The sequence below is a fragment of the Butyrivibrio sp. WCD3002 genome (assembly GCF_000424265.1).
Classification (GTDB): domain Bacteria; phylum Bacillota; class Clostridia; order Lachnospirales; family Lachnospiraceae; genus Butyrivibrio.
On sequence record NZ_AUJO01000036.1, the window covers coordinates 1 to 13469 of the forward strand.

A 13469-nucleotide genomic window follows, 5' to 3' on the forward strand; every position below is an offset into this window, starting at 1 on the left:
ACACCACTTATCCCGACTTCCTAATTATCCTGAAACTTACTGTCAGATATACTGTCTTCTTGGAGTTTGCCTGTTGAAAGTCGGGATAACTTTTTTACTTCAAACCATAAAGTTTCTTCAGAAGCTCTTCATCATCTTCCCAATCAAGATCTAATTCACCATTTATTAGTGGGTTGAGTTTTGATGTTGCTTTTTCAATAGCCTCTTGCTTCATTGTTGTGTCTGCATTTGCATAATACTGTCGCGTGGTATCCATTTTGGAATGACCAAGCCATTCTGCCACTAAAGGCAACGGCATTCCATTATGATAAAGGTGCATTGCACGCGAATGCCGAAACATATGCGGATACAGATGTTCCGGAACTTCTGTTGATTTCAAATGACCCTGTCTGCCGTATTTTGCAATGAACTTACCTACATTATCCGCTGACATTTGTGTTCGTATTCCTTTACGATCAGTATAGAACAGATAATCATCCGCTTGATTGTATGGATGGAACTTTCGGCAATACTTTATCAGATGGTCTCGAGTTTTTTCCATGATAGGAATAGTCCTCATTTTCCTCCCTTTTCCAGTAACGCTAACGAAAGGATTGTTACCATCCAAATGGATATCCCGTAGCTGAAGGTCAAGAATTTCTTGCACTCTGGCGCCTGTATCATACAAAATGATAAGAAAAACTAGGTCACGCTGTCCATTACGCTTGTTCTGGTCAGGCTGTTCAAGTATTATTGATAAAGCAGCTTCGCTAAAAAACTCAATCTCATGAGGAATGGTATTTTTCTTCTTTGTGATATCTGCTATCTCAAGATTCAGAACCATGAGCGTTTTATCTCGTTCTGATGCATATTTCATAAAAGATTTAATTGCAGCCAACCTCTGATTCCTGCTGCTGATACTATAACTCTTGTCTTGTTCCAACCAATCTAGGAAGCTTTCTACAGCATCCCTGGAAACGCAGCTGAAGGAAATCTGTTTCAAGGGATTTTCAAGAGAGACGATATAATCGATAAACGAATTGAGGGCTTCCCTGTATGCTTTTATAGTGTTTGGACTCGCTCCTCTCTGGTTTGGAAGATATATGTTCAAATAATCCCGTATTTTCCGATAAAAGTACAATGCATTATTCGTCATCGTCTTTCACCTCCGGAATCAGGCTGCTGAACTTTGACCAATCCACTGCCGAAGATGATAAGAGTTTCTCGGGTAATAGATGAATATAGTATGCAGTATCCTCAAACTGGGTATGTCCCATGTAAACACTTAGGTATGGTACTTTCGCGTAGAGATCTGCGTTTTCATTAAGCCATTTCGTAAATACAGCAGTAGCAAATCTGTGTCGGAGAAGATAAACACGGATTTTTTTTGCTGGACTGTCAGGGTTTGATGCATTCCACAGGCGGCGAAATGTTTCAGAAAGCCATTTGCGTTCATAGTTGCCCCCGTCCGGGGACGGAAACATGTACTCAGTATTCGGAATTACTTTACAGCTATCGTGCAGGTAGTTTCGACACATAGCAGCAACATCATCAGAAAGAGGAATACGCCTTTCTTTGTGAGATTTATTCTTTCTTATGAAAAGAGTACCTTCTACCTCATTGAAATCATCTCGCAATAATTCGCGTCCCTCATTAGGACGTAAACCGCAGCAATATATCAACCGGAAAATCACAGGGATAATCAGATGGCGGCAGGGGCTCTGCTTACAGAATGGCTCTCTGTCACATTCTGCAAAAAAATTCCGTAGTTCCTGATCTGTTATAATATATGGCATTTCCCTATGCGTAATCGGTAAAATAGATGTCGGTATCACATACTCCGTTTCACCTATGGCACATAAATATTTGGAGAATTCGCGTAACGGAGTGATCCTCCGACGAAAGCCTTCTGGCGATTCGGTTGGCCTTCTAATGCACCATGTGGAAACAGTTTCTTCTGTGAACTGTGAATAACCGTTCTCTATGAAATATTTACAAAAATCATTGAGGAAATACTCATATGTATCCTTAGAAAAGCCAAGGCTTTCTTTGTATTCAAGCATTCCATTGATGCAATTGGAGATGTTCATCGCAGATCACCTCCCAATGATTTAAGGCTGAGAGCACACTCACGAAGCCGCTCCATGTCTGCGGAAATGTATTGCTTTGTAGCCTTTGTTCCATTATGACCAAGGACCTGAGCAACAAGATCAACAGATACTCCATTAACTGCCATGCCGGTCCCAAGACCGCGACGCATACCATGCAAAGTCTTCCCGTCACCCACTGTATGCTTTATGCCTGCTTTTTTCAGGTATTTGCGGAAGATACATGCAATAGACACTCCATCATGATAACGACAAAACGGTGCACAATGGCGTACAAAAATGTGTCTGTCATCTGTTTTCGGACGTCCATTCAAGATGTAGTCTGCCAGGGCATTCAACATACTTTTTGATACAGGCAGAATTAGGGGCTCTGAAGTTTTTCCCTGTATTATTCGGATTTCACATCGCTTCCAATCAACATCACCAAACTCCAGTGCGGCAATATCTCCAGCACGCAAACCGCTGACAGCTGCGAGGGACATTGCTGCAAAATCCCTTTTTCCGCAAGGTGTATCACGAGGGATGCTCTCAAGCAGGTCAATCACTTCATCGATTGTTACACAGTCACGAACCCGATAATCCCTACTTCTTGGAGCAGAAAGCAGTAACCAGTGGTTGCTGTCATACATGCCACACCTGCATAGAAACTGAAAAAAACCTTTAAGGGAGCTGATGACATCATCCATACTTTTTGGACGGTCTTTTGAAATTTCAATAATGAAGCCACTTACATGCTGAGGAAGGATAGACGAGACTTCTATAATCCCTTCGTCAGATAAATAATTCAGAAATCTCCGACATATAGATCGTTTACATGCTTTCCTTTTATCGCTACAAGTTTGTTTTTCGATAAAGCGTTCGAGAAGGTCCTCATAAGCTTTAGGGATGGAAATGAGCTTCTTTTTGCTAAAGACTTTCCAATCGAAGCAGCCAGTATCAAAGACTTCTACAAGAATACGAATTCCACGGATTCTCCAGTTCAAGGTTTGTCTGCTGATAGCTTCACTATCGAATAAACATAAAAAGTGTGTTTCCTGCTCTTGAATAATACTCGAATCAGTGATGAAAGAGTTACCAAGTCTTCTTTCAATCGGTCGAAACGCAGAACACTGGTAATCATCTATGGTTCCTGATGATAGCCCAATGTTCTCCAAGCATTTATTTGCCTGTTCAATTAATTCAGATAAATACATTCCCATATGCACCTCCTGTAGTAGATCTAATGGCAGTTCCACTATAAAAGGTACATAAGTTATCTTGAAATTTCACTCAGAAAGCACCGAGGACAAAAGAAAAAATATCGTATTTCAAGATAACTCGAAAGTCGGGATAAGTGGTGTGAGAGGGCGGTTAAATCCGCCCTACTCGATTGCGTTCAAGTCCCGAATCCGCCCGGTAGTGGGAAGGATATAGCCGAAGGCAAGGGTGTCCATCGTGAGGTGGAATCTGAAGGAAGCCGGATGTGGGAACAGACTAACCATGGGCAAATCTCTGGTCTGACGAACATAAATCTCATATGAGGTTACGCATGAGGATACAGTTACATTCAGAAGTTATCATAGTGAACGACTCTATGCACTGCACGTATATGAGCAGGGCTTTAATAGAATGCGTCCACATCAAGATAACTTAAAGCGAATGAGCTGTATGGAGATATAACTGTTTTGGAATAATACCAGACGTATATGCCGCTTATCTTGTGAAGGACAGGGTAAGCGGTATTTTTTATGCAATAAGGGCTTGTGGCGAAAATGGAATACGCACCTGACTTAGGATCAGACGTCGCAAGGCATGAGGGCTCGACTCCCTCCAGGCCCATCAGCTCGGGAGGTACCGCTGATAACAGGAAGAAGGAGAAAAACAATGTTTAACAATATTCCTGCGATCAACATGGTCGCAACAGGGCAGAGAATTTCAGATTTAAGAACAGCGGCAGGGATGTCCGTAAAGGATTTACAGGATGTATTCGGATTCGGAACCCCGAATGCTGTATAGAGAGACCGGATGTGAGACAGGTGGCACTCAGGCAGCTGCGGGCTCTGACTATGATAGGCAGATAACGGAAGGATTAGACCAGGACAGACGCAGTAAACATGGCAATTTATGGATGCTTGTCTTATAAATTGCCGGATGATAAAATTATAGGCAACACAGAAAGACAGGGTTAATATGAAAACGGTTTTTGACGAATATAATGAAAACAAGGATGCCATAGCAAATGTTCTTCATGAAGTGGAACAGGAAAAGATGCAGCTAGATATAGAAGTGGGAACTACCATCAATTGTCAGGGTGTGATTGTGGATGTTACCTATGGAGATAAGCATTCAGTTTTCCCACCGCAGGAACTTCTAAAGGACAGAATTTTTACTCATAATCATCCCACCGGAAGATGTTTTTCCAGGCAGGATATAAAGAGTGCAGTATTGGACGGATTGCTTGAGTGCAGGGTTTCTACACCGCAGGGCACGTATTTTTCATTAAAGAGAAAAAGTGATGCAGCTGTGAGCCTGTCATTCATAAATGATGCGTGGAACGCAACAGGTTCTGATGCACTTAGCAACAGGATCATGGAATTGATAAAGTCAGGTGAGATTTTTCCTACAGACCTTACCTGGGACGTAAGAGCCAGAATTGAAAATGATATGATGATCGCATTTCTCAGGGAACATGCATCAGAATATGGATTCATCTATTCTGAAGGAGGTATTTGATATGAGCGGATTTGACGACAGAAGCTTTGATATTGGAGCTGATTTTTATAACAAGCTGGCAAAACAGTATGCAGACCATGAGATATCAGATGAAGAGTTCATGCGTATCAGTAAGGAAATGGGCAACATCATCGAACTTTGTTCAAATGGTGATATTACCGAAGCGGAGTGCAATGAGAGGCTGGATAAGCTTTGCCCCGGCGTCCCAGTTCATGCATGATGTGTCAATTTCATAAGTCTGTGATGTCAGAGGATTCCGAGAATTATTCGGAGTCCTCTTTTTTGATGCCTTGGATCTCTTTATGTGGGGATTGAAATGATGATAACTTTGGAATAGATGTGGCAATATCACAAATCCTGATAAAGTATCACATATTGGGGAATCTTTTTCTGTGTCATAAAAAGTACAATAAAAATGTTCCGGAACAAAGCAATTCTTATAAGAGACTATTTTCATGAAGGGGGAGTGCGATGGGCAGAAAAAGCATTGTTAAGACCTATGGGAATGCAACGATGGAAAAACGTGTTGAGATTATTCTTGATAACTATTCCAATTTTGACTGTATACTGTGCCGAAGGTTTGATCTCCGTTCCACTTCGGTCAGTGCTGAGCACTCGTCCCCTGGACGAGTAGCACCCTTCCGCAAACGCTCAGTGTCATCTGATGACACTATACAGATCAAGGTTTCTGGATGTATGTTACAATTACAGAAACGCAAAAGAGCTGCGACACAGCAGCAAAGATTTAAGGAGAGATTTTAAAGAATGTACTACGTAACTATCTACAAGCAATTTAATAACAAACAGTTTATGCAGTTCTGAAGGAATGGCAAGATTCAATACAATAGAAAAAGATATGAATTTGAAGTTTGAGAGAGTTTTTTCACTGATTCCAAAGGAAAAACAGAGTCAGGTTTTAGAGGCATTAAATATCTATAATGATGCGATAAAAAAATCGGAGGTGGAATGCTGTGATTAGAGAAATGAGAGATGAAGACTGGGGGTCAGTATCAGAGATTTACAAGCAGGGATTAGAAGAGGGAACATCAACTTTTAATACAGAGTGTCCTAGTTTTACTGAGTGGAATGAAGGTCACGTAAAGAATTGCAGGTTTGTTTTTGAGGAAGAAGGGAAGGTTGTAGGCTGGATAGCGTTAAGTCCTTCTTCGAGTAGGTGCGCATATAAAGGCTGCGTTGAAATGAGTGTATATGTTGATAGAAACTATAGAGGTCATGGGATAGGAACAGCTTTGGTAAATACGATTATCAAAGAAGCTGAGAAAGATGGATATTGGAGCATATATTCTGCAATATTTTCAATTAATAAAGCAAGTATAGCCTTACACAAAAAATGTGGTTTTAGGGAAATTGGCTATAGGGAAAGAATAGCTAAAGATCGATTTGGAAAATGGCAGAACACAACTCTTATGGAGTACAGAGCTTCATAATTAGTTTATAGGAGCAGCTCTTTCTATTATTGATGGTACAGGACCACTTTCTGAGGATGGCACATGGGGAGATCACATGGCATTTACATCAAGCGCCATAGGAGAACTTGGCCAGATAAATGGCCCAAGATGTTGTAAAAGAGATGCTATGATTGCGTTCAAGCATGGAATAGAGTACGTAAGACAGCACTACGGAGTGCAGATCGAATATGAGAAGCAACACTGTGAGTTCTCATCGCAGAACCAGCAGTGCATCAAAGAAAGATGCCCTTTCTTTGGATAATGGAAAGCTTTTGGTTTCGGACGATTTAGAAATTATGGAACTTTGAATTTCAGTATATATGACAATAGAGAGGTTGATATGAATTTTCTATTTGTAGCACTTGGTGGTGCCTTGGGTGCAGTAGCGCGATATGCAATAAGTCTGATTCCTGTTAAGACTTATTTTCCGATATTAACTCTGATTACAAATATCCTCGGTGCCATACTAATTGGATTCGTTGTTGGAATTACCAGTAACCGAGAAAGTGTATCTGATAATACCATTCTTTTCTGGAAGACAGGGGTGTGTGGAGGTTTTACCACATTCTCTACATTTTCCCTTGAAGCTTTTAATTTGTTTGAGAAGAAACAATATATGAATGGCGGATTATATGTGGCACTGAGTTGTTGTTGCTGCATATTTGGAATTCTATGCGGAAAGAAACTTGCGACGATAATAAAACTTTGAATTTCAGTATTACGCACAATAGAAAAACGGGATTGAATGGGGGATGAGTATGAAAATACTTGTTGTTGGTGGAACGCGTTATTTTGGAATACCTATGGTTAATGCCTTGCTTTTCTTACGATTATCTGCGATATCATTGGACTGCCAGTTGCTGTATGGCAGTCAGGGACAGAGAATCTTCCGGTTTTTATATGGCCTGCCGGGAAAGCTGGATCATACGATCATCCCTGCACGGATATAAGACTCCGAAAGCAGATTGAGAAAAATCTGGCTGCGGATCTGCCTGCAGTATGGTTCGAAAATGAAATGGTATATTTCGGCATTTGGAAGGGTAATGACAGGATCATTGTGATCGGACCGGCTGTGCGAAATGAAGTGGATGGCGGGTATCAGGCAAAGTATGAAAACGATCACGCCATGCACCGGACACTTCCGCTGAAAAGGTTTCCGTTTCGGATAATGAACCAGTTTCTGGCATTGATCTATTGTCATATAACAGGAGAATCGGTCGCCTATGATGCTATCCATATCAGAAGTCAGGAAACGGATATCGGAGACTGGGCATCGGAAGGAGACATGGAAACTTACCAACTGGATCAGTCGGAGTATGACCGCAGCCACATGAGCGGTATGGATTACGAAAACCGAATGATCGAGATCGTGAAAGCCGGCGACCTGAATGGAGTCAAGGAACTGATGGGCGGAAGTTTTCCGGCGCTTGAATCGGTGAGCAAAGTAGCGGACACGAAACGAAAACAGGCCGAATACATGACGGTTTCCATGATCACACTGCTCACCAGAGCATCGATTGAAGGTGGACTTCGCAGCGAGGCAGCACATGAAATGGGGGATATATACTTGAAGCAGCTGGAGAGAGCAAGCGTGCGGGGGGAAGCGTTTATCATGGTAGGCCTCCGTGCCATGTACGAATTCACGGAGCAAGTCAGTCTGGCAAAACTTGAGAGACGCAGCCAGTCTTACATTGAAGCCTGTAAGGATTATATCGCGGAGCATCTGAGGAAAAATCTGACGGTTGGAGAGATCGGGCCGGCGATCGGGGTCAGCAGGACTTATCTGGCACATAAGTTTCGGCAGGTGGAAGGCATTACCGTTCAGAAGTACATTCAGAGAGAGAAGTGTGTTCATGCGGCAAATCTTCTGAAATATTCTGATTATCCTATCTCGCTGATCTCTGAATATTTTGGCTTTTCCTCCCAAAGCTATTTCGGGATCTGCTTTCGGGAATGGTTCGGGATGACGCCAAAAGAATACCGATTAGCGAACCAAATCAACTGAAAAGCACATAAACAACAGAATACGCACACAATTAATATAATCTGAGACGACCTCCTGATAGTGTATAAGCAGAAAGAAACGAGCCACTTACACTCTTATACAAAACCAGGAGGTATTCTTATGAGTAAAAACGCAACAGATAATGGAAGCCTTGGAAAGTTCCGGGCATGGAAAGTTCCCACATGGGCATCCAGAGCGGCAGCACTTACAGTCAACATAGCAGTACTGCTTCAGGTACAGTACTATTGCACGGATGCCCTTGGGCTGGCACCGGGCCTGGTAGGCATACTTCCTATCTCACCTCCATGACAGGCATCGGAGCAATCGTCCTCATGAGCCAGGCCGGTAATATCAGCGGGGACGCCCTGGCAGACATCCTGACAGGAAAGGTCAATCCATCCGGCCATCTGACCGCCACATGGGCCCGGCGCTATGAAGACTATCCCGGATCGGATTCCTTTGGACATATAAATGGCGGGCTGGATGATGAATACTATAGCGAGGGTATTTTTGTGGGATACCGGTATTTTGATACCTTCGGCGTGACACCTGCCTTCCCGTTTGGCTTCGGTCTTTCTTACACGACCTTTACCATAGAGGAGAGCGTTGTCCGGCTTCTGGAGAATCATGTGGAAGTAACGGTGAAGGTCAGAAATATCGGAAGTGAACACGCAGGGAGAGAAGTCGTCCAGGTCTATTACTCCGCATCGGACGGAAAGCTGGAAAAACCTTATCAGAATCTGGCCGGCTTTGTAAAATCGAAACTGCTGAAACCGGGAGAATGTCAGGAAGTCAGGGTATCTTTCCCTGTAGCGGAGATGGCTTCCTATGACGAGGAGTCGGCTTCCTATATCCTGGAAAAAGGACATTATTACATCCGGGTTGGAACCCATTCCAGAAATACTCATGTGGCTGCAAAGCTGTGGCTGGAGGAACCAGTCGTGACAAAACGGCTGAAAAATGTACTGCAGCCGGTTTCCAGAATCCAGGAGATCTCAAAGCAAGCCTCAGCTGTGTATACGTATCCCGGTGAGGAACAGGAAAAGGAGAACGCTCTGGAACTGGAACTTCTTGCCACCGCGATTCCGGCAGAGGCGGCTGCTTACAAGAGTGAAGAGGAAGAAGCTGGGATTTATGAAAGTTCAAATACGTTTGACGATGTCAGAGAGGGAACGATCTCCCTGCAGGATCTGGTGCACGGCATGAGTACAGAGGAACTGGCCACACTGTGTGTCGGTACAGCCCGGGGTGGTTTCGGAGAGACTTCCATGATCGGGGCTGCGTCGGCCTTGGTTCCCGGAGCAGCGGGGGATACGACCTCCCTGCTCATGAAGACAAGAAGGATTCCCAATATGGTCCTCTCAGACGGTCCTGCAGGACTGCGCCTGTCCAAATCCTTTGTCACGGACAGTGAAAACCGAATTATTCCGGGCCTGGGGGAATCCGCACTGGGCGGCATGGAACTGCTTTTTGGCGGGCCGGTTCCGGAAAGGCCTGAGGATGCCATAGATTACTATCAGTACTGTACAGCCATCCCAATCGCCACGCTCCTTGCGCAGTCCTGGGATCTGGAACTAATCGAGGAGGCAGGTGATATCGTCGGGGAAGAGATGGAGGAATTCGGAGTGACTCTCTGGCTGGCACCCGGTATGAATATCCAGCGCAATCCGCTTTGCGGAAGGAATTTCGAATACTATTCCGAAGACCCCATTCTTTCCGGTATGTGTGCAGCGGCGGATACCCGCGGCGTTCAAAAGCATAAAGGCTGCGGAACGACCATCAAACACTTTGCCATGAACAATCTGGAGGATAACCGGACACATAACAGTTCCAATGCATCGGAACGGACGATCCGGGAGATCTATCTGAAAGGTTTCGAGACGGCGATCCGCGAGTGTAAGCCTTTATCGGTGATGACGTCCTATAACTTGATCAACGGGGTTCATACAGCCAACAACTATGACCTGATCATGCCTGGTTCGCAGGAGGATGTTGATGACATCGTGGCCGCTGTATCAGGAAAGGAAACCGCGCACTATCATGTAACAAGAAAGAAGCTTGAGGAGAGCGCGGCAAGGATCCTCGCGGTGATATTGCAAAGCGGCAGAGCAATCTGATACAGCTTTTCAGACCGTATCCCAGGGACGACAAAGGTGGCAGGACGCAGGAGGAAAAACGAGATGAAGTATTATTGCAATCCGGTCAATATCAATTACCGGTATCAGTTTAACAAGGATCCTAGGACACAGGTACTGAGTATTAACAGGGAGGCGGCGGATCCGTCTATGATCTGCTTTGGCGGCAGATACTACATTTTTGCCTCCATGACACTGGGCGTATGGGTATCGGATGACCTTGCAAACTGGGAAAATCACAGACTTCCCGACACGCTTCCGCTTTACGATTACGCGCCAGATGTCAGGGTGATCGGGAACTATGTTTATCTGAGTGCGTCGAAGCGCTCAAAGAACTGTAACTTTTTCAGAACAAAAGATATCCTGAACGGTCCTTATGAGGAGATCACAGGCAGTTTCCCGTTCTGGGATCCCAACCTGTTTCAGGATGATGACGGAAAAGTGTATTTCTACTGGGGATGTGCCAGTGAGACACCCATCTACGGGGTAGAGATGCTGTAAAGTGCTGGATGCCGCTTCATGGGAGGAAATTCAGGAACGTATGGCTGCACTCGTAAAGCCGGGAACTCCGCCGCAGGTTGCCTATATGCTTTCGAAAAGACTGATGAATGCCTATGCCTGCCAGCTGGCAGTAGAATTGGGAAAAAAGAAGGTCAGGGTAAATGCGGTTCTTCCGGGAAGTACGGACACCGGGATGAAAGACGAATTCGCGGAAATGGCAGGCGGTCTTGAGAATATGATCCGGTTTGCGGGGAAAGCCGGAAGGCTTGCTACATCGGAAGAAGTCGCCATGCCGATTGTCTTCCTGGGCAGTGATATGGCGAAATTTGTCAGCGGGGAAGAACTGATCGTGGATTTTTGTGATAATGCCATGAAGAAAACCGGTCTGAAACCGGAAATATGCGGAGCCCCCGCACTCTGAAGGGAGCGCTAACATAAAGAAAAATGGAACGATGGATGGAAACTGATCAAAACGGGACTGACACCTATGATGGCCGCAATGATGGGGATGCCGGACAGATATCGGTTGCGCTTCCTCATGATGCCATGATACACGAAGACCGGGATGAGAGCACAAAGAACCAGCATCAGACAGGTTATTATCCGGGATGCGTGTACCAATACTGTAAAACCTTTTTTGCGCCTGCGGAATGGGAAAACAGGAAAGTAATCATTGAATTTGAAGGCGTATACCAACATGCGCAGGTATATGTCCTAAATGCAATAAAGACTATTTAATTCCACTTCATAAAAAGAGAAAAGATAATGATGATTTGATTAATAAGGGCAGATAGAACATACAGAAAAAACCTTGACTGACTCTGTCAAAAGGTGCATACTCATTCATTAGCATTTAGCGGAAAGAGTAAAAAATACTATGGATACAATTCAGATACTTAGAGATCTTGTGATAATAATTGTCAGCGCCAAGCTCTTCGGCCTGATTGCAAGGCGACTCCACGCCCCTCAGGTAGCAGGCGAAATAATTGCCGGGCTGATTATCGGTCCCACTCTGTTTGATCTTGTGGAAGCCGGTGATTTTCTTTCCGGTATGGCTGAAATTGGCGTAATCCTTTTGATGTTCAGTGCAGGCCTTGAAACAGATATAGATAAATTGAAGAAATCCGGTGTAAAGGCCACAATACTGGCATGTACCGGTGTTGCTGTGCCTCTTGTCTTTGGAGCCATACTTTATATGTCATTTTATGGCTTCGCCGCTCCCGGATCTATGGAATTTATTAAAGCTCTTTTCATAGGAACAATCCTTACTGCAACCTCCGTAAGCATTACTGTTCAGGTGTTAAAAGAGCTTGGAAAAATCTCTACAGATGTCGGTACAACAATAATGAGTGCCGCTATCATAGATGATGTGATTGGAATCGTTGTTCTTACTGCAGTTCTTGGACTTAAGGATCCAAGCGCCAATCTGATTACGGTTGTTATCAAGACGGTTGCTTTCTTTGTGCTTTCTTTTGTAGTAGGAATTGCCATTTCCAAGATTATGAAGAAAGTAGAAATAAAATGGCCTCATACCAGAAGAATCCCTATCCTGGGATTGGCTCTGGCTTTTGCGATGTCTTACGTTGCTGATAAATACTTTGGCGTTGCAGATATCACAGGCGCATACGTAGCCGGAATTATCTTAAGCTCCTTAGATAATTCCGAGTATATTGACAGAAAGATGGATATCAACTCATACATGATCTTTGGACCAGTATTCTTTGCAAGTGTTGGTCTTCAGACCAATTTAAAGACAGTTGATATGACAATTCTTGCATTCTCAGCAGCTTTTGTAATTGTTGGACTGCTTGGAAAAGTTGTGGGCTGTGGTCTAGTTGCAAAACTCCTTAAATATAACACTTCTGATGCGTTGAAGATTGGCGTAGGTATGATGACAAGAGGCGAAGTAGCCCTTATTGTGGCACAGCGTGGTCTTAAAGCTGAGATAATCGACAGCAGATACTTTACCGCTGTAATCCTCCTTATAATACTGAGTTCAATTCTGACACCAATAATACTTAAAGCAATTTATGCTTCGGATGAATCCAAAGAAAAACAGCTGCAATAATCCCAGTCTGTGTATGGCTTAATCAGCATTTGATTATGAAGACAAATGGTGGATTTCTTGTTACAAAAATAAAACAGCTGGGTGATCGTATATTTGAAAGGATACTGGCAGAAAAAAACATTGATGCATTTAACGGAGCTCAGGGAAGGATTCTTTATGTCTTATGGCAGGAAGATGGTGTTCCTATTAAAATTATTTCCGAGAAAAGCGGACTTGCAATTACTTCACTTACAACCATGCTTGAGCGGATGGAAAAAAAAGGACTGATAAGCCGCAAAACTGATGAAGCTGATAAGAGAAAAACTCTTCTGTTCCTCACAGATAAAGCCAAAGAACTTAAAGAAGCTTATGACTCCGTATCAAATGAGATGGGGAATATTTATTATCGTGATTTTACGGATAAAGAGATTCTTCAGTTTGAAGAGTATCTTAACCGCATCAGGGTAAACCTTGAGGAATGGAGTGACAAATGAGTATCTGTATTAAAGATCA

General features: G+C 43.7%; 20 protein-coding genes and 1 tRNA gene. 18 read left to right on the plus strand and 3 right to left on the minus strand.

What is annotated here, in order from left to right; genetic code table 11:
* Positions 1–94: 94 nt before the first annotated feature.
* The 3 genes from G608_RS0117150 to G608_RS0117160 are packed head-to-tail and all read right to left on the minus strand — an operon-like array spanning position 95 to position 3286.
* Positions 95–1135, minus strand: a complete 1041-nt coding sequence (locus G608_RS0117150; RefSeq protein ID WP_026497034.1) for a tyrosine-type recombinase/integrase — start codon at positions 1133–1135, stop codon at positions 95–97.
* A complete protein-coding gene (locus G608_RS0117155) occupies positions 1125–2069 on the minus strand; it encodes a tyrosine-type recombinase/integrase (RefSeq protein ID WP_026497035.1) in 945 nt (314 codons plus the stop codon). Before G608_RS0117155 ends, G608_RS0117150 begins: the two co-directional genes overlap by 11 nt.
* Positions 2066–3286 carry a tyrosine-type recombinase/integrase gene (locus G608_RS0117160; protein ID WP_026497036.1) on the minus strand — a complete coding sequence of 407 codons (1221 nt, stop codon included), beginning with the start codon at positions 3284–3286 and terminating at the stop codon, positions 2066–2068. The genes G608_RS0117155 and G608_RS0117160 overlap by 4 nt, the downstream gene beginning before the upstream one ends.
* A 537-nt stretch (positions 3287–3823) precedes the next feature.
* Between G608_RS0117160 and G608_RS0117165 the strand changes: the two genes are divergently transcribed.
* The 18 genes from G608_RS0117165 (at position 3824) to G608_RS0117245 (ending at position 13450) form a co-directional block, all read left to right on the plus strand.
* Positions 3824–3905 (plus strand) — tRNA-Leu (locus G608_RS0117165).
* A gap of 45 nt (positions 3906–3950) precedes the next feature.
* Positions 3951–4082 carry a hypothetical protein gene (locus G608_RS24040; RefSeq protein ID WP_035796094.1) on the plus strand — a complete coding sequence of 44 codons (132 nt, stop codon included), beginning with the start codon at positions 3951–3953 and terminating at the stop codon, positions 4080–4082.
* Positions 4072–4209 (plus strand): hypothetical protein, encoded by a 138-nt coding sequence (locus tag G608_RS23420; protein ID WP_155833319.1) that lies wholly within the window; start codon positions 4072–4074, stop codon positions 4207–4209. The genes G608_RS24040 and G608_RS23420 overlap by 11 nt, the downstream gene beginning before the upstream one ends.
* A gap of 47 nt (positions 4210–4256) precedes the next feature.
* Positions 4257–4799: a hypothetical protein gene (locus tag G608_RS0117175; protein WP_026497037.1), complete on the plus strand. Its 543-nt coding sequence runs from the start codon at positions 4257–4259 to the stop codon at positions 4797–4799.
* A 1-nt stretch (position 4800) separates the two neighbouring features.
* Entirely contained in the window at positions 4801–5019 is a 219-nt protein-coding gene (locus G608_RS0117180; RefSeq protein WP_026497038.1) for a hypothetical protein, read from the plus strand.
* Between the two features lie 251 nt (positions 5020–5270).
* Positions 5271–5561, plus strand: a complete 291-nt coding sequence (locus tag G608_RS0117185; RefSeq protein WP_026497039.1) for a hypothetical protein — start codon at positions 5271–5273, stop codon at positions 5559–5561.
* A 64-nt stretch (positions 5562–5625) separates the two neighbouring features.
* Complete coding sequence (locus G608_RS23710) at positions 5626–5778, plus strand: hypothetical protein (RefSeq protein ID WP_196810234.1); 153 nt, start codon at positions 5626–5628, stop codon at positions 5776–5778.
* Entirely contained in the window at positions 5771–6247 is a 477-nt protein-coding gene (locus tag G608_RS0117195) for a GNAT family N-acetyltransferase (protein ID WP_242829425.1), read from the plus strand. Before G608_RS23710 ends, G608_RS0117195 begins: the two co-directional genes overlap by 8 nt.
* Positions 6248–6254: 7 nt before the next feature.
* Positions 6255–6530, plus strand: a complete 276-nt coding sequence (locus G608_RS21695; RefSeq protein WP_255345369.1) for a DUF5714 domain-containing protein — start codon at positions 6255–6257, stop codon at positions 6528–6530.
* Between the two features lie 78 nt (positions 6531–6608).
* On the plus strand, positions 6609–6977 hold the full coding sequence (gene crcB, locus G608_RS0117205) for a fluoride efflux transporter CrcB (RefSeq protein ID WP_026497041.1): 369 nt from the start codon (positions 6609–6611) through the stop codon (positions 6975–6977).
* A gap of 306 nt (positions 6978–7283) precedes the next feature.
* On the plus strand, positions 7284–8273 hold the full coding sequence (locus tag G608_RS0117215) for a helix-turn-helix transcriptional regulator (protein ID WP_026497043.1): 990 nt from the start codon (positions 7284–7286) through the stop codon (positions 8271–8273).
* Positions 8274–8393: 120 nt separating this feature from the next.
* Entirely contained in the window at positions 8394–8582 is a 189-nt protein-coding gene (locus G608_RS24050; protein ID WP_051209481.1) for a hypothetical protein, read from the plus strand.
* A complete protein-coding gene (locus G608_RS21700; RefSeq protein WP_242829426.1) occupies positions 8579–10390 on the plus strand; it encodes a glycoside hydrolase family 3 N-terminal domain-containing protein in 1812 nt (603 codons plus the stop codon). The genes G608_RS24050 and G608_RS21700 overlap by 4 nt, the downstream gene beginning before the upstream one ends.
* A gap of 63 nt (positions 10391–10453) precedes the next feature.
* Positions 10454–10909, plus strand: coding sequence for a family 43 glycosylhydrolase (locus tag G608_RS0117225; protein WP_026497044.1), 456 nt, complete (start codon positions 10454–10456; stop codon positions 10907–10909).
* A gap of 40 nt (positions 10910–10949) precedes the next feature.
* Positions 10950–11330: an SDR family oxidoreductase gene (locus G608_RS22685; RefSeq protein ID WP_155833320.1), complete on the plus strand. Its 381-nt coding sequence runs from the start codon at positions 10950–10952 to the stop codon at positions 11328–11330.
* Between the two features lie 35 nt (positions 11331–11365).
* Positions 11366–11647: a hypothetical protein gene (locus G608_RS0117235; RefSeq protein ID WP_026497046.1), complete on the plus strand. Its 282-nt coding sequence runs from the start codon at positions 11366–11368 to the stop codon at positions 11645–11647.
* Positions 11648–11786: 139 nt separating this feature from the next.
* Positions 11787–12977: a cation:proton antiporter gene (locus G608_RS0117240; RefSeq protein ID WP_026497047.1), complete on the plus strand. Its 1191-nt coding sequence runs from the start codon at positions 11787–11789 to the stop codon at positions 12975–12977.
* 35 nt (positions 12978–13012) lie between these two features.
* A complete protein-coding gene (locus tag G608_RS0117245) occupies positions 13013–13450 on the plus strand; it encodes a radical SAM mobile pair system MarR family transcriptional regulator (RefSeq protein ID WP_026497048.1) in 438 nt (145 codons plus the stop codon).
* Positions 13451–13469: the final 19 nt, after the last annotated feature.

What these genes read in the sequence shown, in the direction of transcription:
- G608_RS0117150 (WP_026497034.1), bottom strand. Translation starts at nt 1,135, where the DNA reads ATGACGAATAATGCATTGTACTTTTATCGGAAAATACGGGATTATTTG.
- G608_RS0117155 (WP_026497035.1), bottom strand. Translation starts at nt 2,069, where the DNA reads ATGAACATCTCCAATTGCATCAATGGAATGCTTGAATACAAAGAAAGC.
- G608_RS0117160 (WP_026497036.1), bottom strand. Translation starts at nt 3,286, where the DNA reads ATGGGAATGTATTTATCTGAATTAATTGAACAGGCAAATAAATGCTTG.
- G608_RS24040 (WP_035796094.1), top strand. Translation starts at nt 3,951, where the DNA reads ATGTTTAACAATATTCCTGCGATCAACATGGTCGCAACAGGGCAGAGA.
- G608_RS23420 (WP_155833319.1), top strand. Translation starts at nt 4,072, where the DNA reads ATGCTGTATAGAGAGACCGGATGTGAGACAGGTGGCACTCAGGCAGCT.
- G608_RS0117175 (WP_026497037.1), top strand. Translation starts at nt 4,257, where the DNA reads ATGAAAACGGTTTTTGACGAATATAATGAAAACAAGGATGCCATAGCA.
- G608_RS0117180 (WP_026497038.1), top strand. Translation starts at nt 4,801, where the DNA reads ATGAGCGGATTTGACGACAGAAGCTTTGATATTGGAGCTGATTTTTAT.
- G608_RS0117185 (WP_026497039.1), top strand. Translation starts at nt 5,271, where the DNA reads ATGGGCAGAAAAAGCATTGTTAAGACCTATGGGAATGCAACGATGGAA.
- G608_RS23710 (WP_196810234.1), top strand. Translation starts at nt 5,626, where the DNA reads ATGGCAAGATTCAATACAATAGAAAAAGATATGAATTTGAAGTTTGAG.
- crcB (WP_026497041.1), top strand. Translation starts at nt 6,609, where the DNA reads ATGAATTTTCTATTTGTAGCACTTGGTGGTGCCTTGGGTGCAGTAGCG.
- G608_RS0117215 (WP_026497043.1), top strand. Translation starts at nt 7,284, where the DNA reads ATGGTATATTTCGGCATTTGGAAGGGTAATGACAGGATCATTGTGATC.
- G608_RS24050 (WP_051209481.1), top strand. Translation starts at nt 8,394, where the DNA reads ATGAGTAAAAACGCAACAGATAATGGAAGCCTTGGAAAGTTCCGGGCA.
- G608_RS21700 (WP_242829426.1), top strand. Translation starts at nt 8,579, where the DNA reads ATGACAGGCATCGGAGCAATCGTCCTCATGAGCCAGGCCGGTAATATC.
- G608_RS0117225 (WP_026497044.1), top strand. Translation starts at nt 10,454, where the DNA reads ATGAAGTATTATTGCAATCCGGTCAATATCAATTACCGGTATCAGTTT.
- G608_RS22685 (WP_155833320.1), top strand. Translation starts at nt 10,950, where the DNA reads ATGGCTGCACTCGTAAAGCCGGGAACTCCGCCGCAGGTTGCCTATATG.
- G608_RS0117235 (WP_026497046.1), top strand. Translation starts at nt 11,366, where the DNA reads ATGGAAACTGATCAAAACGGGACTGACACCTATGATGGCCGCAATGAT.
- G608_RS0117240 (WP_026497047.1), top strand. Translation starts at nt 11,787, where the DNA reads ATGGATACAATTCAGATACTTAGAGATCTTGTGATAATAATTGTCAGC.
- G608_RS0117245 (WP_026497048.1), top strand. Translation starts at nt 13,013, where the DNA reads ATGAAGACAAATGGTGGATTTCTTGTTACAAAAATAAAACAGCTGGGT.